We start from the raw sequence: 21,510 nt of genomic DNA, 5'->3' as shown, positions 1-21,510 counted from the left end.
AAAACCATTCAAAAATGAATGGTTTTGCAAAATTATTCTGAAAGAATTGTTTTTTATGATTTTTTGACAAGGCTTATCACCTGATTTTCACTTTTTGAGGCAGTCTCCCAGATCTGCTTGAATGCAGGATAATATTCTTTAGGATAATCCGGGCTGGCGATTTTTGTGGTAGAAATGATTTCAAGCTTGTTCCCTTTCTGTTCGGCTATATAGCTGTATTCAATTTCTTTATCTTCTGTAACGATCCTTTTACTTTTAGGCATTGCTTCTATTACATAACCTTCCGGTATTTCCAGGGTTACTTTCTTCACTTTAGTAAATGAAGAAATAAAGTCGATCGGATATTTTCTTTCTTCAGCCTGGTCAAATTCATTGGAATTTTTGCTTAAAAACAACATCGGATTGATGATCATTTTCTTCCCTACTTTATCGATAAGGTTGTCTGAAGAGAATTTCATAGTACTTTCAAAATCTCCGTTATCCAGTATTTTCGATTCAATTCCTGTAAAGTCTATTGAAAAATTTTCTTTGTACTGCTTCTTATATTTTTCGGCATTCTCATCGTAGCTTTCTTTAACAAACATGGCATATGAACCGGTATCTTTATCGGAATAGGTTCCTGAAATACTGCCGTCTTCATTAATCTTCGCTTCTGTAGTGAGATAATTGTAGCTGGTGGTGGTATTTCCCATTTCCATCAGAGAAGCCTTTTCTTTAGCTATTAAAACACCATACTGGTTCCAGTCTCTTGGCGGAAGGTTATTCACAGATGCCTGTTTTGAAGTGGCATCATACATCATGAAGCCATCTTTCATTTTTACGACTGCAATCACAAAATTCATCCCGACTATACTGGGAGAAACCAGGTTAATCAAACCGTTGTCCACTGTGGAAATAACAAGTGGATCAGCTTTCAATCCAGCTTCCCTAAACATCATGACAAGGAAAAGATTAATTTCCGCTGCATTTCCTGTTTTGGTTTCTAAAAGTTTTTTTATTCCGTCTTCTGTATAAATCCCGCGGTCCTTGTTCCAGGTAAATGTATTTTTCACATAATTAAAAATAGCATCGGCTTTTTCAGCATCGGAATTTAAGCCTGAAATAACAGAGGTTACCTTTTCTTTAGCAAGCTTTGTTTTTTTCAGTTCTTCCCCAAAATCTTCATCTTTATAGAGCTTATCCTTGATTTCTTCCCAGGAAGAGGAGTACATTTTCAACTGTCCGAAATTAGTGGAATGAAGCTCGGCACTTATTTTCGTACGGAAATTTCTATCGTTTTTAACAAATTTCTCAGTTTTGAATCCTTTCAGGTTTTCGTATCCGAATCTATAGGTTTTAAACGGCATTCCATACATCGTTTTTTCTTCTACTACTCTGTACTTTGGACCAAGAGAACCTGTATAATTCACATTATAGGATATATGTGAAGGACTGTCCAGAACATATTCCGTGTAAAGAGAAGGCGCATCCGATTCTATCAGAATTTGGGGGACCGAGTATAGAAACGGAGATAAAACTTCGTACTGATATTCTATTACAGAACCATTTTTCACATTAGGGAAAGCAAACTTGGTTATGGTTGTATATTTACTTTCTTTACTTTTATATTTTGAGCTTTTATCTACTTTAGTAGGTACCGCAGTTCCATTTTCGAGATTATAAACGAAAGCTTTTACTTTGCTTAAAGTTTCTTCGTCATTACTGGAATTTCTATATAACGGAATCTCGAGATTCAACCAGTCTTCTGCTTTATCTTTATTATAGATCTTTACTCTGTAAAAAACATTTTTTCTAAGAGTTCCTGTAGCAGGATCTACATTAAAGTGTACCGATTTGTATAAAATTTCTGCAGGTGCGTTTTCATCCAATGTAGATTTTGTTTTAGACAGATCCGCATTGTCAAATTTAGGAGGATCCAGAAACTCATGCTTCTGGCCGTTTACAGAAATTATAATTCCGAAACAGAAGGCAGTTAATAGTATTTTTTTCATGGTTAAATTTTAGTCAGTAGTATTTTAGAGTTATCCATATTCAGGGTTTTCTTTCTGAAACTTACATAGTCATTGTATTTTTCTTTTGGAAATATCCCTTTGTTAATTTTAATAAACCGTGTTACTTTCAGTGATTCACCGTTTTTTACAAGAGTAAGCTTATAGGTTCCGAATTCGGAATTAATGGTAACATTTTCGGGAACCTCATCTATTTTATAATTTTTAGGAAGGACATAATCAATTTCGTACTCATCCTGGAAAGACTGCCCTATTTCAAACGGAAGCTCTCTGTTCTCGTCAGATTTATAGAAATTATTGCTAAAAATAGGTACAGCTCTGAAAAGTAAATTAGTCCCGGCGGTTTTGGAATAATTATTTGCTTTAAAATCTACATTGAATTTTATGACCGCATTGTCTTTATCATTAATAAGGTCTTTCATTTCAACCTTTTCAAAGTTAAGCACATCAAAACTCTTTTTTAGAGCATCAATTCTTTCTTTTGGTGATAAATAAGTATATACCAAATTATTATCGTATTGACTGCCGGTATAAGCAAACTGAATTTCTCCGTTTATACTGTTATCTTCCGTAATATTAACTTTAAGAATTTGCTTTTCTTTATTCTGCTCCGCAGGATATGATGGAGTATTGATAAGGTCAATCCCTTTTTTAGTTACAGCTAGAACGTTTCTGTCTGTAGTGCTGTAACTTAAATGATTATAAGCAATCTGCTGTGAGGTATTTTCCAACCAGATATTCCCTTTTTCTGTAGGCACCATAAGAATAGCATGGTTTCCTCCCATAGATGGAAAATCGGGATCAAAAGAAACCTGCGATGAGCTGGAATTGATCACACAATAATGAGATGGAATACCGGCTTCGTTCAATAAAGTTTTCATATAATTGGTAAGCCCTTTACAGTCGCCGTATCCTTTTTTCTGAACTTCATCGGGAAGCATCGGAAGCCAGCCTCCAATACCCAACCCTACAAATATATATCTGGTTTTCGACTGCATATACTGGTAAAGTTTTTTTACTTTTTCTTCTGTTGAGCCTTCTAATTTCAGTGCAGCTACCTCGGCCTTAATGGCTGGAGTAGACGCAGAAACAGGTTCTACAAGGTTAGCATAATACCAGGTTCCGAAATCGGTCCAGCTGTTTAAGGTTCCCTGTTTTCCTTCCAGATTGAACTTTGTTAAAGCAAAACTTACCTTTGGTAAAATTTTCACCGGTTGAGGCAGCATCTGAATATCGTCAATGGCCGGGACATTTTTATAAGAATACGTTTTTTCATTACCATTATCAACTGCAGTAACTTCAGCATAATTGTATTTTGATGGATAAGTTTTGGTCTTAAGATCGATTCCTGATTTATTGATTATTTTGTACTGAGCTTCTTCCAAAGATGTATTGGGTGCTGAAAATGGCACAAAACTAGGGATGAAAATGGTGTTTTCATCTGTAATCTGATAAGAGAAATCTATTGTGTAAGGATAATAGGCCGAAGTATAGGGTAAAGCCAAAACTCTGCTGTCTGAATAAAAAACTCCCTGATTATTATTGGCAAAATCTCCGAAATCAGACTTTGAAAAGCTTTTTACTTTTTTCCCCGATTCATCATAAATAGTCACTTTAACATCTGATATATTATCTCCTTTTTGATAAGGAATATAAATCTGGGCTTTAGAATCTCCGTCTTTATTTAAAACAGTAGTTACCGTATTATACTGGTATTTAATTTCATCAATCTTATTGATCTGAACGGTTGTAATGTCTTTTCTGATAACAACATTTGCATTTTTCTTTAAGTTTTCCGGAATAGCGGAAACCGGATAGGTTTGTGCGAAATATACAGAAGCCGTAGATAAAGCTCCCAAAAATAATATTTTTATCATTGCGATGTATTGTAGGATTGGTTATTGGTTTTTAATTATTATTTTTTTCTAAAGTAATTACCTGGTTTTCAGAATCGGATATTACTTTCCATATCTGTTTAAAGAAAGGATAATATTCTTTAGGATAATTCTGACTTGCAATATTCACTTTTGACGTAACTATCAATTTATTACCTGAAGTCTCAACTTTATACTCATAAGATATTTCCTTGTCATCAGTTGAAATTTTTTTCCCTTTCGGAAGACTTGAAACCTTATAGCCTTGTGGTATTTCCAACTCAATTTTCTTTTCTTTTTCAAAGGCAGAAATAAAATCGATCTGAAATTTCCTTTCATCAGTCTGATCGAATGGTTCATTCTTCTTATTCAGAAATAAAATTGGGTTGATAATTACTTTGCTTCCTACAATATCCATTAAAGTATTTCCTGAAAATTGCATGCGCGATTCAAAATCACCATTCTCAAGGAGTTTTGATTCCACTTCTTTAATATCTGCATTATACCCGGTAGTAAAAGATTGATTATATTTATCTTTATTAATATCAAATTCATCATAGGATTCTATAGCATACATTCCATTGTCTCTCTGCAGAAATGTTCCTTTTACAAGAGAGTTTTCCACATCAAGATTTGCTTTAATCACCTGTTCTTTCTTGCTGACATCTGTATTAGAATAGGAGAAACTTGTTCCCTTATTTTTTTCTATCAGTATTCCGAAATCATTCCAATCTCTTTGCGGAAGAATATTTGCTTTTGAACTAAATGATGTTGCATCATAAAAATAGACCTGTCCATCGATTTTTACTGATGCCAGTACAGTATTCAAATTTCCAAGACTGGGAGATACGATATTTAATATTCCATTATCTACTGTAGAGATCAGCAAAGGATTAGCTTCTATTCCTACGCTTCTTAAAAGCTTGATCAGGAAAAGATTAATTTCTGCACTGTTTCCTGATTTTGTTTTAAGAAGCTGTCTGAGGCTTTGCGAAGTTAAAATAGCATCTTTCCTATTCCACTTATAATTTTCTTTTACAAAACTGAAAATTTTATTTGCTTTTTCTAAAGAGTTATAACTGCCTCTTATCTTATCTGGGAGTATATCCCCGATATCACCTTTTAAGAAACCACCGAAATCATCATTATTATCAAGCCGTAATGCTACTTCGTTCCAATCTTTCACCTCAGAATAAATGAAATAATTTCCTTTGTATTTTTTTAGCTGCGGTTTTATTTTCCCCCGATAACGATCCATTTCCTTTACAAATTTCTCCTTCTGGAGAGGTTTCATATTTTCATAACCGAAACGGAATATATTGTATAATGCACCTAACCGGTCTTCTGTACTAGAAACAGAGTATTTGGGATTAATAATATTTCCGGTATTGTTAAAATGATAAACAATACGCTCATCCGGATATTCTAAGTTATATTCCTGATAAACTACAGGTATATCATATTCAAGAAAATAGGTAAGATTTGCAGCATTACTGGTTACCACTTTATATTTATATTCAATGATGGACCCGTCCAGAACATTTGGTACAGCGAGTTTATAAATTTTCAGCCCTTTTGTAAAATTTTCTTTAAGCTGTTCTTTTTTATCAATTGATATCTTTTCTACCTTGTTATTTGCAAGATTATATATTTTTACATCATATTTATCCAGCCTGTCTTCAAAAAACAGGGGAATCTCTATATTCAACCACTGTTCTGCATTCTTTTTATCATATATTTTGATCTTGGAATAATATTCTTTTTCTATAGTATTATCAGGCAGAAAACTATACCTTACAGAATTATAAAGGATTTCCGCCGGTGCATTCTTCTCTATCTGCGAACTAGTTTTCCTTAGATCATCTTCATTAAAGGCCGGCGGGGAAAGAAATTTGTGTTGTCCAAAAAATAAATTAAAGGCTAAACCGCAAATTGCGATAAGGTATTTATAACGAGTTGCCATAATATTTTTTATCATTTGTTGTTATTAATTGGGGATAATAAATGTTGAAAGTAAGATTAACACATACAATATTCTCTGATCGAAAATCTTTTATTGACCTTGATATTATACTTTAATAAAAAGTTTATCATCAAGAATAAATACTATAATCTTTTTGCAGGATATAAAAATTGCAGTTACAGTTCTTATAAAAATTTTCATCATGGTTATTAAAATTGAGCAAAAATAACAAAATCTTAATAAATGTTAAATTTTTATTTTAATATTAATTAAAATACAACTCATAAGACTGTAAACCAACAATTTAAATTTACAGGTTAAGCATTTTATATCTCCAAACAAGGATATCAGATTTTAAAATAATCATTTTTGACAGATCAACTTTATATTGGGAACAAAAAAAGACTCCATTTCTGGAGTCTTTTTGCTTATTTTTTTAAGAGCGATTATGCATCAATTTTGGCATATTTTGCATTTTTTTCGATGAATTCTCTTCTTGGTGGCACTTCATCACCCATCAGCATTGAAAAAATACTGTCGGCTTCTACTGCATTATCAATGGTTACCTGTTTTAAAATCCTGTGTTCAGGATTAAGAGTAGTTTCCCAAAGCTGTTCAGGGTTCATTTCTCCAAGACCTTTATAACGCTGTACTTCTACCCCTTTTCCGTCCGGAGCCATTTCCAGAGTAAACTCTTCACGCTCTTTCTCGTTATAGGCATATGTCTTTTTATTTCCTTTTTTCAATAAATATAAAGGCGGCTGAGCAATATAAATATATCCGTTCTCAATAAGTTCCTTCATAAATCTGAAGAAGAATGTAAGAATCAAAGTAGAAATGTGGGATCCATCGATATCGGCATCGGTCATGATAACTATTTTATGATATCTTAACTTGGCCATATTCAATGCTTTGCTGTCTTCTTCTGTTCCTACAGAAACCCCAAGAGCTGTATAGATATTCTTGATCTCCTCATTATCATATACTTTATGAAGCATTGATTTTTCAACATTCAAAATCTTACCTCTTAAAGGTAAAATGGCCTGAAAATGTCTGTCTCTACCTTGTTTAGCTGTTCCACCCGCGGAATCTCCCTCTACCAGGAACAGTTCAGATTCTGCCGGATCTTTGGATGAACAGTCAGATAATTTCCCTGGAAGTCCGGAACCACCCATCGGTGATTTTCTCTGAACCATTTCACGGGCTTTTTTCGCTGCCTGCCTGGCTTTTGCGGCCAAAACCACTTTCTGAACGATAATTTTCGCCTCATTAGGGTTTTCTTCCAGGAAATTCGTAAGCATTTCCCCTACAATTTTATCTACAGCACCCGAAACTTCGGAGTTTCCTAGTTTTGTTTTGGTCTGCCCTTCAAACTGAGGCTCCATTACTTTTACAGAAATTACAGCAGTAAGTCCTTCACGGAAGTCGTCACCGGTAATTTCAACTTTTTCTTTCTGTGGAATTCCCAGATCATCGGCATATTTCTTCAACGTTCTCGTTAAAGCACGTCTGAAACCGGCAAGGTGGGTACCTCCTTCATGAGTATTGATGTTATTAACATAAGAGTGAAGGTTTTCGCTGAATGAAGTATTATAGCGCATCGCCACTTCTACAGGAATATCATCTCTTTCCCCTTCCATGAAGATTACATTCTCCATAATAGATTCACGGTTTCCGTCAATATGGGCAACGAACTCCTTTAAACCTCCTTCGGAATGGAAAACTTCTGTTTTGAAAGATCCGTCTTCCAGCGTTTCTCTTTCATCGGTAAGCGTAATGGTAATCCCTTTATTAAGGTAAGAAAGCTCTCTTAAACGGCTTGCTAAAGTATCATAATTGTAAATCAGTTCTGTAAAGATAGTATCATCAGGCTGGAAGAACTGTTTTGTTCCTCTTTTGTCACTGTGACCAATTTCTTCAACTCCTGTTTGTGCTTTTCCTCTGGAATATATTTGCTGATACACATTTCCGTCTCTGTAAACAGTAGTGATCATTTCATTGGAAAGTGCATTTACACACGAAACCCCAACTCCGTGAAGACCTCCGGAAACTTTGTAAGAATCTTTATCAAATTTACCTCCAGCCCCGATTTTCGTCATTACAACCTCAAGGGCGGATTTTTGCTCTTTTTCATGGAAGTCCACCGGAATACCTCTACCGTTATCACTAACTTCGATTCCGTTTCCTTCTTTAATGCTGACGAAGATGGTGTCGCAGTATCCTGCCAACGCTTCATCAATAGAGTTATCTACTACTTCATAAACCAAATGATGGAGACCTCTTACTCCCACATCACCAATGTACATTGAAGGACGCATACGTACGTGCTCCATTCCTTCCAATGCCTGAATACTACTAGCTGTATATTGTTTCTGACTCATATAAATTATTAAAATCCTGCCAAATGCAAAGACCCACAAATATCGTGATTTTTTTCGACTTATGAAAGTTAAAATATGTCAAAAAATAGTGGAGTTTTTATGAAAACCTAGGGCATGATTTTGCTTAAAAAAGTTTAAAGTTATCATCTATTTCCCAAACATCAGCTGTATTAAATCATATTATACATACCTAATTTATTCTTAAATTTAATACTCAAAAGTTGATCATATGGATGATTTTATTGCAGCCCGCGCGCAGATGGCTCTCTCGCTGGGTTTTCATATCATTTTTGCATGCGTGGGAATGGTAATGCCTTTTCTTATGGCTTTCGCCCACTGGAAATACCTGAAGACCGGTAATGAAGTATACAAAGGGCTTACAAAAGCCTGGAGCAAAGGAGTTGCCATTCTTTTTGCCACCGGGGCCGTGTCCGGAACCATGCTTTCCTTTGAGCTTGGTCTTTTATGGCCGGGGTTTATGAAACACGCCGGACCGATCTTCGGAATGCCGTTTTCTCTTGAAGGAACAGCATTTTTTATTGAAGCTATTGCCATTGGATTCTTTTTATATGGCTGGGAAAAATTTAATAAATGGTTCCACTGGTTCTGTGGATTTTTAGTAGGTCTAAGCGGACTGGCATCAGGAATCCTTGTGGTTGCTGCCAACGCCTGGATGAATTCGCCTGCAGGCTTTGATTATATCAATGGACAGTATATAAATATAGATCCTATTAAGGCCATGTTTAATGATGCATGGTTTCCACAGGCCCTCCATATGACGGTAGCGGCATTCTGTGCAACAGGATTTGCAGTAGCCGGAGTTCATGCTTTTTTAATTATGAAAGGAAAGAATGTAGAATTTCATACAAAAGCGTTCAGGATTGCTGCCGGATTTGCTTTAATCGGAGCGTTTGGGGCACCTTTAAGCGGTGATATAGCAGCAAAGTCCGTTGCAGAGAGACAACCCATTAAACTGGCCGCAATGGAAGCGCATTTTGAAACTGAAAAGGGTGCTTCCTTCGTACTCGGAGGAATTCCTGATGAGGAAAAAGGTGAAGTAAAATATGCTGTTAAAATCCCTAAAGTATTAAGCTTTCTGGTAAGTAATGACTTTAATTCCGAGGTTAAAGGTTTGAAAGACTTTCCGCGTGATGAATGGCCCCCTGTAGCTGTTGTTCATTACGCTTTCCAGATCATGATTTTCTTCGGAGTTGTGATGATCTGTATTGGAGCTGTATACCTTTACTCTTTTTTCTTCAAAAAGGAATGGCTGACCAAAAACTGGCTTTTAAAAACATTTTTAATCGCCACTCCTTTCGGATATATCGCTCTGGAAGCGGGATGGACGGTTACCGAGGTGGGAAGACAACCCTGGATCATCTATGGAATCATGAGAACGGCAGATGCGGTAACACCGATGCCGGGCATACAGTATTCTTTCTATTTCTTCACAGCTATTTTCGTATCATTATCATTGATTATTATCTTTCTTCTGAGAAGACAGATCCAGATGGTACCGAAACTTTATGATCCTACAGACGCTCAGTTTAACGATAAAAACAAAAAATCATGATCTACGTTGTTATAGGTTTTTTATGGCTTTCCATCTGTCTTTATATTATTTTGGGCGGTGCTGATTTCGGAGCCGGAATTGTGGAGCTTTTTACTCATAAAAAGGCCCGTCACAAGACAAAAGAGATTATGTATGAATCCATCGCCCCGGTTTGGGAAGCCAATCATATGTGGCTTATCATCGCCATTGTGATTCTTTTTGTGGGCTTTCCTGATATTTATACAACGATGTCAACTTACCTTCATATTCCTTTGGTTCTTATGCTTTTGGGGATTATTGCAAGGGGGACGGCCTTTACATTCAGACATTACGATGCTGTGAAAGATAACTGGCAGGGTTTATACACCCAGATTTTTTATTACGCAAGCCTTTTGACTCCATTTTTCCTGGGTCTGATTGCAGCTGCAACTGTTTCGCACTCTATCAATCCTGATGCAGTTGGATTCTTAGACTTATATATTTTCAGCTGGCTGAACTGGTTTGGGGTTTCGGTAGGGCTTTTTACCGTAGCACTTTGTGCTTATCTGGCATCCATATTTTCTTTAAGAGAAACCCGTGATAAAGCCGATCTTACGTTAATGATCAAAAAATCTAAACAAACAATGGTTTTTGTTGTAATTACCGGGATATTGGTATTTTTAACAGCTTACATTTCGGATATTCCTCTTTTGATGTGGGTATTTTCAAAGCCGTTAGGAATTATGGCCATATCTTTTGCTACAATTGCTCTTCTTCTTATCCTTCGGGCTATGAATCAAAGAAAACTGCTTCCCGTCCGCGCACTGGCAGGTTTCCAGATGGTGATGATTCTTGTGGCAGCAACTTATCAGCATAATCCGGATATTATACTTCTTGGAAACGGACAGCACCTTTCATTACTGGAACATATGGCTCCTCCGAAAACGATATCGGCTTTGGGATGGGCATTGGTATTAGGATCTGTGTTTATTCTTCCGTTCTTATTTTATCTGATGGCTTCATTTAGCAGGCAGAGAAAGTAAATTCAAATAAAAAAGACTACCCAAAAGTAGTCTTTTTTTTATTTGATATAACAGTAAAGTTATGCTAACTTCATCAAAAGATTCTCATCAATCTTCTCCACTTTCACCAGATTATTTTTAGTCAAGGTTTTAGATGCTTTATCCCACTTTTTACCGGATAGCTGACTTCTCTCTTTTACTTCAGCCAAAGACATCGCCTCTTCCTGGGAATTAAGGATTTCAAGAATTACTTTTTCGTCTTCACCCAATTCAATCTGTGGGGCTGCTTTCTCAGGTCTCATCTGAGGGAAGAATAATACTTCCTGGATAGACGCATTATTAGTTAAGAACATAATCAGTCTGTCCATACCGATTCCTAATCCGGAAGTTGGCGGCATACCGTATTCCAGTGCTCTTAAGAAGTCCTGATCGATAAACATTGCTTCATCGTCTCCTCTTTCTGATAAGGCCATTTGGGATTCAAAACGTTCTCTCTGATCGATTGGGTCATTAAGCTCTGAATAAGCGTTTGCGATTTCTTTTCCGCAAACCATTAGTTCAAAACGCTCCGTTAAGCCTTCTTTGCTTCTGTGTTTCTTAGTCAGTGGAGACATTTCAATCGGGTAATCTGTAATGAAAGTCGGCTGAATGAAGTTTCCTTCACATTTTTCACCAAAGATTTCATCAATCAGTTTTCCTTTACCCATAGTTTCATTCACCTCAATTCCGATAGATTTGGCAAAATCAAACAATTCCTGTTCAGTTTTCCCGGTGATATCGAAACCTGTATATTTTTGGATTGCTTCCGTCATGGAAACTCTTGGATAAGGCGCTTTCCAGTTGATGGTATGCTCTCCGAAAGTAGATTCCGGGCTTCCGTTAACCTGTGTAGCACAGAATTCCAGAAGTTTTTCCGTGAAATCCATCATCCAGTTGTAATCTTTGTAAGCTACATAGATCTCCATGGCTGTAAATTCCGGGTTATGGGTTCTGTCCATCCCTTCATTTCTGAAGTTTTTAGAGAACTCATAAACACCGTCAAAACCACCTACGATCAGCCTTTTCAGGTATAATTCGTTGGCAATTCTTAAATATAATGGAATATCTAAAGCATTATGATGGGTAATGAAAGGTTTTGCTGCTGCTCCACCAGGAATTGACTGTAAAATAGGAGTTTCTACCTCAAAATATCCGGCATCGTTAAAGAAAGTTCTCATTGCACTGAACATTTTTGTTCTCTTTACAAAAATCTCTTTCACCTGCGGATTAACCGTTAAATCTACATAACGCTGTCTGTATCTGAGCTCAGGATCTGTAAATCCGTCGTGCACTACTCCATTTTCATCAGTTTTAGCCTGAGGAAGCGGACGTAAAGCTTTGGTAAGAAGGGTAAAGTTCTTAACCAAAATAGTCATTTCACCTACCTGAGTGGTGAATAAAGTTCCTTCAATACCGATAATATCACCGATATCCAAAAGATGCTTGTATACTTCGTTATACAATTCCTTATCTTCACCCGGACAGATCTCATCCCTGTTGAAATAAACCTGGATCTTACCTTTAGAGTCCTGCAATTCAGCAAAAGAAGCCTTCCCCTGAATTCTGCGGGACATTAATCTACCAGCGATCTTCACCTGTTTATTCTCAGAAAAATCCTGTTTTATAGATTCTGTAGTATCTGTAATCGTATACTCCTCCGCAGGGAATGCATTAATTCCCATTTCAGTAAGCTTGTTCAGCTTTTCTCTTCTAATGATTTCTTGTTCTGATAATTGCATTTCTTATTTTTCTAAAAGCGTACAAATTTAGGCATTTTTGGTGAGTTGTCAATGATGATTTTTTTAATTGTGAATGGTCAATGGTGAAACTGCTTCACAGCGAATTTTCCTGTGCAGATTTAGATTGACAACTGATAATTAACCGTTGACATTTAAAACCAACTTGTTCTCTCCTTTTGAGGAATAAATGTCCAAGCCAGTATCCTGCTGATTTTCTGGCCCTGCGCCATATCAATAGTTTTGATATCTAAGGCTTTGACTTTCTTTAAAAGTGTGGTTAATTTATGAAGATTATCTTTTTTAGATACGAGACATGTAAACCAAAGAACTTGCGAAGAATATTGACTGCTTTCTTCAATCATTTTTGAAATAAAAGATATTTCGCCGCCTTCACACCATAATTCCGACTGCTGTCCGCCAAAATTCAGTAAAGGCTTTTTAGATTTTGATTGAATAACATTTTTTGTTTTTCTAAGATTTCCTTTCAATGCAGATTCTTCAGAATCGTGAAACGGAGGATTACACATAGAAAACGTAAAACGGTCTCCTGCCTGAATGATATTTTTGAAAATATGATGGGAATCAGGCTGTTGTTTTAAATGAATGGCAGATAATAAATCCGGATTTTGATCTAAAATATGCTGTGCATTTTCCAAAGAATCCAGGTTAATATCAGTTCCCAGCATTTCCCATCCGTAAGATCTATGGGCCAATAAAGGATACACAAGATTTGCCCCTGTTCCGATATCCAACCCAGATACAGAAATTCCCGTCGGTATTTCAGAATTTTCTTCAGCTAACAGGTCGGCAATATAATGGATATAATCCGCACGGCCAGGAATAGGAGGACACAGGTTGGTTTCAGGAATATCCCATTTTTTAATACGGTAAAAATGTAAAAGTAATGCCCGGTTAAGAAGTTTAACCGCTTTGGGAAGACTAAAATTAATGGTGTTTGTTCCGTAAGCATTAACGAAAACATAGTGTTTCAGTTCCGGCACACAAGAAATAAGCTGATCAAAATCATAAGGATTGCGATGCAGATTTCTTATGTGCAGACTGGATTTTTGGGTAGTCATACTTATTTTTTCTGACTCAGAATATATTCTACCATTTTTTTGGCATCTTCTTTAGATACCTGTGGATGGGCAGCCATCGGAACGCCTCCCCAAACTCCGCTTCCTCCCTCTATGATTTTGGAAGCCAGCAGTTCAATATCTTTTTCAGAATATTTCTCTGCGATTTCCTTATAAGAAGGTCCTATCATTCTCTCATTCACGGAATGGCATCCTGAGCAGTCTAAAGTTTCAATGATCTGGTCACCTGAAAGATTAGCTTTTGCCGGTTCCGAAACAGCGGCTGTTTCAGAAGACACCTCTGGTACCTCCGTGTTTTCTTTTTTAGAACAGGAAAGGATAAGTAACCCCACCATTCCTGTCAAAAGCAATTTTTTCATTATTTTTTTGCAGCGGTAGAATCAGTTTTAGCAGCAGGATCCGGTGTTGTAGGAGTAGCTGTTGCAGCAGGAGCAACCGGAGTTGATTTAGCTGTAGAATCTACCACTGTTGTAACTTCTGGTTCAGGCAACATCGTGTTGCTGTCTTGTAATGGGTGTTCTGGTTGCTTAGAACAGTTTACCACGAATAAACTTCCGATGAATGCAATTGCAAATACTTTTCTCATTATTTTTCTAAAATTTAGACAAAAGTATAAAAAATAAGCTTTTAAACTCATGACTTATGTCCACATTACTTATTTTTTCAATAAAATTCATGATTGGATAATGATTATGTGCGCTAATAATTTTAAATTTAAACTATGATTTTTATATCCAAAATCCTGTTTTTCACCAGTCATCATGGTTTTTATACTGTGATTATCATTCTCGTATTCTTCGGTCTGCTTTCATATGTGACCAAAAAAGCATGGTTTCTGATCCCTATCATCCCTCTGGCTATTCTGAATGGTGTGGCCGGACAGTATCTGAACGCATGGTTTTTAAACAAATACGGGGTAGAAAGTACAGCCATTATCACTTCCGATGTAGAAACCAACTCTACACTGAACGAAATGTACATTCATGATTATGAAGCTATTGTAAAAAAACAGGACGGAAAATATGTGTCCACTTACTTTTCAACAACAAGTGCTGCTATTTATCCGATTGAAAATGCCATCAGGATCCCGAGAACGGAACAGCATTTCCCGGTAAAATACATTCCGGGATATGAAAAAAATATAGTAATTCTGTATTATCAGTCTGAAGAGGGCAACGCTTTGCTGAAGTATGAGAAGATGGCTCCGGTCAATTCCGCAAAGATCAAATATGAAGCAGACAGAATGAATAAAGAGTTTATTGAAGAATACATTTCAGCTTTAGAGGATTATGTAAGCTCCTATAACAATGACGAATATAAAGCAAAAATTGAAGAGTTAAAAAAGGAACTGAGGCAGCTTAAATAAAGAATTTCAATATTAAGTTTTTTTATTTTTTGGACGTTTTTTATTTTTATATTAAAAAAATTTCTACATTTGTACCATGATTAATATGAGCAACAATAATTGGTGGTGGCTTTCAAACTCTTCGTCGGGTCTGAAGGTATTGTCATGTTGCTAAAGGATAGCAGGTAATTAAAACAAACAATATATAGGCTTTGACGGATTCCGTTGAAGCCTTTTTTATTTCATTAAAACAAAAAAAATACAAGTCAGATGACCACTCAAAGAATAAAAATAAAGACCGGTTCTAAAAAAACATTGGGAGACCTTTATACTCCAATGAATATCTACCTCCAGATCAGAGACAGGTTCCGGGATACCATCCTTCTGGAAAGTTCAGATTCTAAGAATATTGATAATAACTTCTCATTCATCGCGGTGAATGCTGTGGCAGGAATTGAAGTGAAAAACCTTACCGAATTCGAAATCAAGCTGCCGGGTTCAGATCCTGTAAAGCAATTGATAGGCGAACGGAATATCACAGACATTTTTGAAGAATTCCAAAGCGTTTTTGAATGTGAAACTACAAATGATCCTATTGAACAGACAGCACAGAGCCTTTTCGGTTATACCAGCTTTGAGGCAGTACAGTTTTTTGAAGATATCAGCTTAAAACCCCAAAGTCAGGAAGTAGAAATTCCTATTCTCCGCTACAGATTATATCAATACGTTATTGCCATCAACCATTATAATGATGAGATGCACATTATCGAAAACCAGATCCCCGGCTTAAAATCAGAACTTTATCTGCTGGAAAATCTGATCAGAAACCAGAATACCCCCGTCTACCCTTTCGAAAAAATCGATAACGAAACTTCCAACCTTACCGATGAAGAATATATCGAACTGGTAAAAATAGCCCAGAAACACTGCATGAGAGGTGATGTTTTCCAGCTGGTGCTGAGCAGAAGATTTGAACAGAAATTCAAAGGAGATGAATTCAATGTATACCGTGCCCTTAGGAATATCAATCCTTCACCATACCTTTTCTTTTTCGACTATGGAAATTATAAATTATTCGGTTCAAGTCCCGAAAGCCAGCTGATCATCAAAGATCATAAAGCCGTTATTCACCCCATCGCAGGAACTTTCAAAAGAACCGGACATCTTGAAACCGATCTCCAGTCTATTGAAGCTTTAAAAAATGATCCGAAAGAAAATGCAGAACACACAATGCTGGTCGACCTGGCCAGAAATGATCTTGGAAAGCTCGGTAAAAATGTGACGGTAACAAAACTGAAAGAAATCCAGCTTTTTTCACACGTGATCCATATGGTAAGCGAAGTTACTGCTGATCTTCCTGAAAACATCAATCCCCTTGATATGGTTTCTGCCACTTTTCCGCAGGGAACTTTAAGCGGTGCCCCAAAACATAAGGCCCTTCAGCTAATCAATCAGTATGAAAAAGACTCCCGTGGCTACTACGGCGGATGCATCGGTATGATCGGGTTAAACGGAACCTGTAACCAGGCCATTATGATCCGTACCTTTTTGAGCAGGAATAATACCCTTTATTACCAGGCCGGAGCCGGATTGGTAGCAAAATCTATCCCCGAGAACGAACTGCAGGAAGTGAATAATAAATTGAATGCCTTGAAAAAAGCAGTGGATAAAGCAGGGAAAATCGTGATGAATTAAAGATACGGGATACTGGTTTTGAGGTTTGATTCGGAGTTGACGGGCAACTGGCAACTAAAAAATTTTCACCCAAACCCGAAGCGCGGAACACGGACCCCGAAACTAGTAACCACCAACAAAAAAAATTAAAAAAACAAAAAATGAACAATAATATAACTAACGGGCAACCTAAAGTTCTGGTTTTTGATAACTACGATAGTTTCACCTATAATCTGGTCCAGATCATTGAAAGGATTCTGGGGGAGAAAGTAGATGTCGTAAGAAATGACCAGATCAGTTTGGAAGAGATCGGAAAATATGACAAAATTATCCTTTCACCTGGTCCAGGGATTCCGGAAGAGGCAGGAATTTTACTGGATCTGATCAGGGAATATGCACCTACTAAAAGTATTTTAGGCGTTTGTCTCGGACAGCAGGCCATTGCAGAAGCTTTTGGAGGAAACCTGATCAATCTTTCTGAAATTTTCCATGGAGTAGCAACCTCTGCTGAACTGGTGAAAGAAAATACCAAAATTTTCAGAAATCTGGCTTCCGGAATAGAAGTCGGAAGATATCACAGTTGGGCCGTGAACCCTGAAGGTTTCCCGGAAGAACTGGAAATTACTGCCGTAGACAAGGACGGAATGATCATGGCACTGCAGCATAAAACCTATGATGTGCATGGCGTACAATTTCATCCTGAAAGCATTTTAACTCCTGACGGGGAAGTTATTATCAGAAATTTTTTACTGAACTGAAATGACTAAAGAAGATTTTGAGCAATTTCTAAACATAAAAGAAATCTATAGTCAAAACAGCAGAACAAAAAGTGCTGGCGAAGACGTTCTTCAGATCTATGCCTATATTTTGGAATATGAAAATAAAGATAGTGACTGGTGGAACGAAGATCATGGAACTACGGATATTATGTACATGATCAAAAATGGGAAAAAGGATATTTTAGAAAAAATAAAACAAGATATTCCCAACTGGACAAGTTCCCAGGCAGAATTATTTGCCCAGACATTAATTTCAAATCACCTTCGTGATTTTAAAGTAAACGAAAGATTAGAATTTTATCTAGAATTATTTGAAACCCTGAAACCTGACTGTGATCTGCATAATATTTTTTATGACCGTCTTTATATCAATTTAGAACTTGCTGAACGAGAAATTATAGAAAAACTTGCGAAAAATTTAAATTACGGTTCCGCTGAAGAACTATTGAGAATTCACAAAAGAATATAATGACACCTACCTCAACAACCATAAAAGCACCTCAGATGAAAGAAATATTACAATACCTCTTCAATCACCAGACTTTGTCCAAATCGGAAGCAAAGGCCACGATGATCGAGATCGCACAGAATAAATTCAACTCTGCAGAAGTCACTGCATTCATCAGTGTTTTTCTGATGCGGAATATTACCCTGAAAGAACTGGAAGGCTTCAGGGAAGCGTTGCTGCAAATGGCAGTTCCTGTACTTCTTGATACTGCGGATACCCTGGATATTGTAGGAACCGGAGGTGACGGAAAAAATACAATCAATATATCAACCCTTGCCAGCTTTGTAGTGGCCGGCGCAGGCCAGAAAGTAGCAAAGCATGGAAATTATGGAGCTTCTGCCACGACAGGCTCATCCAATGTGATGGAAGAGCTTGGATACCAATTCAAAAGCAGCTCAGATCAGTTGAATAAAGATCTTGAAAAAGCCAATATATGTTTTCTTCATGCCCCTTATTTTCATCCGGCCCTTCAGTCTGTCGGAGCTTTAAGAAAGTCGTTAGGATTGAGAACATTTTTTAATCTTCTTGGTCCGTTAGTCAATCCCGCAAAGCCAAAATATTCAGTAATCGGGGTTTACAATCTTGAAATTGCAAGGATTTATCAATACCTTTTACAGAAAGAAGAGCGGGAATTTATCCTCGTTCATGGCCTGGATGGATATGATGAAATAAGCCTTACCCAGGACAGCAAGATCATTACAAAAAGTGGTGAAGAGATTTATTCTGCTGAAGATCTCGGATTTGGTTCTGTAAGCCCGGAAAGCATCAAAGGAGGTGAAACCCCTCAGGAGTCTGCAAAGATTTTCAGGAACATTCTGGAAGGAAAAGGTACAATACAGCAGAATTCCGTAGTGCTTGCCAATGCAGCAACCGCCCTTTTCCACACTCAGAAATTCGGGACATACGAAGATTGTGTTGCCCTTGCAAAAGAAAGTCTGGAAAGCGGTAAAGCATTAAACAGTCTGGAATTATTAATTAATGGCTAATAAAGTTGCCGGCAACTAAAAAAAGAACATGACAATACTGGATAAAATTATTGAGAGAAAAAAAGAAGAAATTGCAGTTTCAAAAACGAAAATTTCAATGGAAGGCCTGAAGAGTTCTGAATTTTTTGGAAGACAAAACTTTTCACTCAAAGAATCCATTAAAAATAAAAGCGGGATTATTGCTGAATTTAAGAGAAAATCTCCTTCAAAAGGGATTATCAATGACAAGATTCAGCCTTTGGAAGTAGTTTCAGCCTATGAGAATTTCGGAGCATCCGGAATTTCTATCCTTACTGACAACGACTTTTTCGGAGGAAGCTTTGATGACATTTTAAAAGTAAGAAAACATATCGGTATTTCCATTCTCAGAAAAGATTTTATGGTAGATGAATACCAGTTTTACGAGGCAAAAAGTATCGGTGCCGATGCTGTTTTACTCATTGCAGCCTGCCTGTCCCCTGCTCAGGTGCTGGAATTCACTGAACTGGCACATCAGCTCGGTCTGGAAGTTCTGCTTGAGATCCATACAGAAGGTGAGCTGAAACATTTCAATCCTGAAATTGATCTCGTTGGAATCAATAACAGGAATTTAAAAGACTTTAAAGTTGATCTTCAGCATTCCGTTCTTTTAAAAGACCAGCTTCCGAAGAATGTACTGTCTGTCGCAGAAAGCGGCATTTATAGTAAGGAAGATTTTAAATATTTAAAGGAAAAAGGATTCGACGGTTTCCTGATGGGGGAATATTTCATGAAGAATGAAAATCCTGCCAACCAATTTGCTGAATTTATTTCTGATGTAACAAATAACAGTTAATCAATTTAACAATGAATAAAGATCAGCTATCTAAACTGAAAGTATGCGGAATGACCCAGTTGGATCAGATTCATGAACTGATTTCCATGAAAACAGATTTTCTTGGCTTTATTTTCTATGAAAAGTCACCGAGATATGTTCTAAATCATTTAAGTCCGGAAGATATTCTGAAAATTAATCATCCGGCGAAAACAGGGGTTTTTGTGAATGAAGAGATAGATACCATAATAGAGACCGCAGAAAAAGCAGGATTGAATCTGATCCAGCTTCACGGTGACGAAACTAAAGATTTTGTGAACCGATTAAAGCAAAGCCTGAGTCCGGAGATTAAAATGATAAAGGCCATCAGAATCGGGAATAATGATCCGGAAACGATAGAAAAAATAAAAAAAATGATAAACTCCTATGTTTCAACGGCAGATTATTTCCTCTTCGATACGGATAATAAAGCCTTCGGAGGAACAGGAAAACAGTTTGACTGGATGATACTGAACGAATTTGAAATCCCGCTTCCTTATTTTCTGAGTGGTGGTATTTCGGAACAAAATATTGAAAACATCAGCCTTTTGAACCAAAAACCTTTTACAATAGATATCAATTCAAAATTTGAACTGGAACCGGGAATTAAAGACCTTGAAAAAATAAGAAAATTCATTTCGAAAACGTTTTAAAAAAACGGCTAAAAAAAATACACAAGATGATGAACATACACCTGCTAAAAAAAACATTTTATAAAACCCTGTTTCCGCCCAGGTTTGGAAATAAAAAAATACAGGATCTGTACAATTTTGTTTCCCAGAACGACAGCGATGCGGAATACTGGACTATAGACGGGCAGTTGCAGGAATTTATCGAGATTATCAAAAACTTTGACGGGGCCGACATTCAGTATTTTTTTGAAAGAATCGGACTTTGGAACAGTTATTATCTTGTAATTATTTCTGATAAATTTTTAGACAGCCACGTTAAGGCAAATATCAGGTATGATCTTGGAAATATTTATGCTAAAATTTTTCTGCTTTATGAAGATTCTGATCCTTATTTTTTGATCGACAACCTGGAAATTGCCGTAACCATGTACGATTCGAAAATAGATATTGCCACCTTAATCGATCTGATCAGCAAAATTGAACTGCTTCATCATAAAAAACTGATCACCAGACAGCAAAGAAATCATAACATTCAATTTATCAACAGTTTAACCGATGAATTATCAAATTAAAGTGCCGGATGAGCTCACAGATTACGAAACAGAACATATTCTGAACCTTTGGGAAGTCCCTGAATGGAAAGAAATGACGCCTGCTTACTTTCGTAATTTTTTTAAAGATTCGGAATTTCACATGCTATCAGGTTTCGGAAATGAAATACTGGCAGTAATACGGCTCAACCTTAATTTTACTCTGGAAATATCCGGAAAACAGTACACTTTTGCTGAGGCAGTCGGACTTGTTTCTGCCCGGGAGAAAAAAGGCTACGGCTCTCAGCTCGTTCAGCTTTTTCAAGAAAACCTGATTGAAAGGAATACAGAAGCCATAGGGTTCTGTGCTACCGGTCTTCGGCCCTTTTATCAAAAATGTAATATTGAAATCCTGGAAAACAGTGCTAAAGCCATTCTTGAAAACACTAAAGACGGCTGGATCAGTTCTGAAGATGATGATATTTTGATTTTTAACGCTTCCGGTGAAACCAAAGAGCTTCTCAGAGAGCTCGGACCGGGAAAAAACGCTTATTTTAATTGACTAAAAA

General features: G+C 36.8%; 19 protein-coding genes. 11 read left to right on the top strand and 8 right to left on the bottom strand.

Features of this window, described 5'->3' with window-relative positions; all coding sequences use genetic code 11:
* Window positions 1-53 precede the first annotated feature (53 nt).
* The 4 genes from BUB03_RS14030 to gyrB all read right to left on the bottom strand — a co-directional run bounded on the left by BUB03_RS14030 (window position 54) and on the right by gyrB (window position 8,227).
* Window positions 54-1,991 carry a transglutaminase-like domain-containing protein gene (locus BUB03_RS14030; RefSeq protein WP_073064205.1) on the bottom strand — a complete coding sequence of 646 codons (1,938 nt, stop codon included), beginning with the start codon at window positions 1,989-1,991 and terminating at the stop codon, window positions 54-56.
* A 2-nt stretch (window positions 1,992-1,993) separates the two neighbouring features.
* Entirely contained in the window at window positions 1,994-3,886 is a 1,893-nt protein-coding gene (locus tag BUB03_RS14025) for a DUF3857 domain-containing protein (RefSeq protein ID WP_073064202.1), read from the bottom strand.
* Window positions 3,887-3,917: 31 nt separating this feature from the next.
* On the bottom strand, window positions 3,918-5,846 hold the full coding sequence (locus BUB03_RS14020; RefSeq protein WP_073064589.1) for a DUF3857 domain-containing protein: 1,929 nt from the start codon (window positions 5,844-5,846) through the stop codon (window positions 3,918-3,920).
* A 446-nt stretch (window positions 5,847-6,292) separates the two neighbouring features.
* Window positions 6,293-8,227, bottom strand: coding sequence for a DNA topoisomerase (ATP-hydrolyzing) subunit B (gene gyrB, locus BUB03_RS14015; protein ID WP_040996033.1), 1,935 nt, complete (start codon window positions 8,225-8,227; stop codon window positions 6,293-6,295).
* A 229-nt stretch (window positions 8,228-8,456) separates the two neighbouring features.
* On the opposite strand from gyrB, the gene BUB03_RS14010 reads away from it, so the two are divergent.
* Together BUB03_RS14010 and BUB03_RS14005 are read left to right on the top strand one after the other, a co-directional pair.
* On the top strand, window positions 8,457-9,800 hold the full coding sequence (locus tag BUB03_RS14010) for a cytochrome ubiquinol oxidase subunit I (protein WP_073064200.1): 1,344 nt from the start codon (window positions 8,457-8,459) through the stop codon (window positions 9,798-9,800).
* Window positions 9,797-10,801, top strand: coding sequence for a cytochrome d ubiquinol oxidase subunit II (locus tag BUB03_RS14005; protein ID WP_073064198.1), 1,005 nt, complete (start codon window positions 9,797-9,799; stop codon window positions 10,799-10,801). The genes BUB03_RS14010 and BUB03_RS14005 overlap by 4 nt, the downstream gene beginning before the upstream one ends.
* A gap of 59 nt (window positions 10,802-10,860) precedes the next feature.
* On the opposite strand, the gene lysS is transcribed toward BUB03_RS14005, so the two are convergent.
* From lysS to BUB03_RS13985, 4 genes are all read right to left on the bottom strand, one after another.
* Complete coding sequence (gene lysS / locus BUB03_RS14000) at window positions 10,861-12,558, bottom strand: lysine--tRNA ligase (protein WP_073064195.1); 1,698 nt, start codon at window positions 12,556-12,558, stop codon at window positions 10,861-10,863.
* 152 nt (window positions 12,559-12,710) lie between these two features.
* Window positions 12,711-13,637, bottom strand: a complete 927-nt coding sequence (gene rlmF, locus BUB03_RS13995; RefSeq protein WP_073064192.1) for a 23S rRNA (adenine(1618)-N(6))-methyltransferase RlmF — start codon at window positions 13,635-13,637, stop codon at window positions 12,711-12,713.
* Between the two features lie 2 nt (window positions 13,638-13,639).
* The gene (locus BUB03_RS13990; RefSeq protein ID WP_040996023.1) at window positions 13,640-14,014 is read right to left on the bottom strand and encodes a c-type cytochrome; all 375 of its coding nucleotides are present in this window, start codon (window positions 14,012-14,014) and stop codon (window positions 13,640-13,642) included.
* Window positions 14,014-14,241, bottom strand: coding sequence for a hypothetical protein (locus BUB03_RS13985; RefSeq protein WP_040996022.1), 228 nt, complete (start codon window positions 14,239-14,241; stop codon window positions 14,014-14,016). The genes BUB03_RS13990 and BUB03_RS13985 overlap by 1 nt, the downstream gene beginning before the upstream one ends.
* Window positions 14,242-14,376: 135 nt before the next feature.
* Between BUB03_RS13985 and BUB03_RS13980 the strand changes: the two genes are divergently transcribed.
* The 9 genes from BUB03_RS13980 (at window position 14,377) to BUB03_RS13940 (ending at window position 21,503) form a co-directional block, all read left to right on the top strand.
* The gene (locus BUB03_RS13980; RefSeq protein WP_073064189.1) at window positions 14,377-15,021 is read left to right on the top strand and encodes a hypothetical protein; all 645 of its coding nucleotides are present in this window, start codon (window positions 14,377-14,379) and stop codon (window positions 15,019-15,021) included.
* Between the two features lie 249 nt (window positions 15,022-15,270).
* Entirely contained in the window at window positions 15,271-16,695 is a 1,425-nt protein-coding gene (locus BUB03_RS13975; protein ID WP_073064187.1) for an anthranilate synthase component I family protein, read from the top strand.
* Between the two features lie 140 nt (window positions 16,696-16,835).
* Window positions 16,836-17,432: an anthranilate synthase component II gene (locus tag BUB03_RS13970; RefSeq protein WP_073064184.1), complete on the top strand. Its 597-nt coding sequence runs from the start codon at window positions 16,836-16,838 to the stop codon at window positions 17,430-17,432.
* Window position 17,433: 1 nt separating this feature from the next.
* Window positions 17,434-17,922, top strand: a complete 489-nt coding sequence (locus tag BUB03_RS13965; RefSeq protein WP_073064182.1) for a hypothetical protein — start codon at window positions 17,434-17,436, stop codon at window positions 17,920-17,922.
* A 35-nt stretch (window positions 17,923-17,957) separates the two neighbouring features.
* A complete protein-coding gene (trpD, locus tag BUB03_RS13960) occupies window positions 17,958-18,947 on the top strand; it encodes an anthranilate phosphoribosyltransferase (protein WP_073064587.1) in 990 nt (329 codons plus the stop codon).
* Between the two features lie 28 nt (window positions 18,948-18,975).
* Window positions 18,976-19,761: an indole-3-glycerol phosphate synthase TrpC gene (gene trpC, locus BUB03_RS13955; protein ID WP_073064180.1), complete on the top strand. Its 786-nt coding sequence runs from the start codon at window positions 18,976-18,978 to the stop codon at window positions 19,759-19,761.
* Window positions 19,762-19,772: 11 nt separating this feature from the next.
* A complete protein-coding gene (locus BUB03_RS13950) occupies window positions 19,773-20,432 on the top strand; it encodes a phosphoribosylanthranilate isomerase (RefSeq protein ID WP_073064178.1) in 660 nt (219 codons plus the stop codon).
* A gap of 26 nt (window positions 20,433-20,458) precedes the next feature.
* Window positions 20,459-20,983, top strand: a complete 525-nt coding sequence (locus tag BUB03_RS13945) for a hypothetical protein (RefSeq protein WP_073064175.1) — start codon at window positions 20,459-20,461, stop codon at window positions 20,981-20,983.
* A complete protein-coding gene (locus BUB03_RS13940; RefSeq protein WP_073064172.1) occupies window positions 20,967-21,503 on the top strand; it encodes a GNAT family N-acetyltransferase in 537 nt (178 codons plus the stop codon). The genes BUB03_RS13945 and BUB03_RS13940 overlap by 17 nt, the downstream gene beginning before the upstream one ends.
* Window positions 21,504-21,510: the final 7 nt, after the last annotated feature.

The sequence above is a fragment of the Chryseobacterium oranimense genome (assembly GCF_900129755.1).
In the GTDB taxonomy this organism is placed as follows: Bacteria; Bacteroidota; Bacteroidia; order Flavobacteriales; family Weeksellaceae; genus Chryseobacterium; species Chryseobacterium oranimense.
This window is presented reverse-complemented; position numbering and strand designations above follow the sequence as displayed.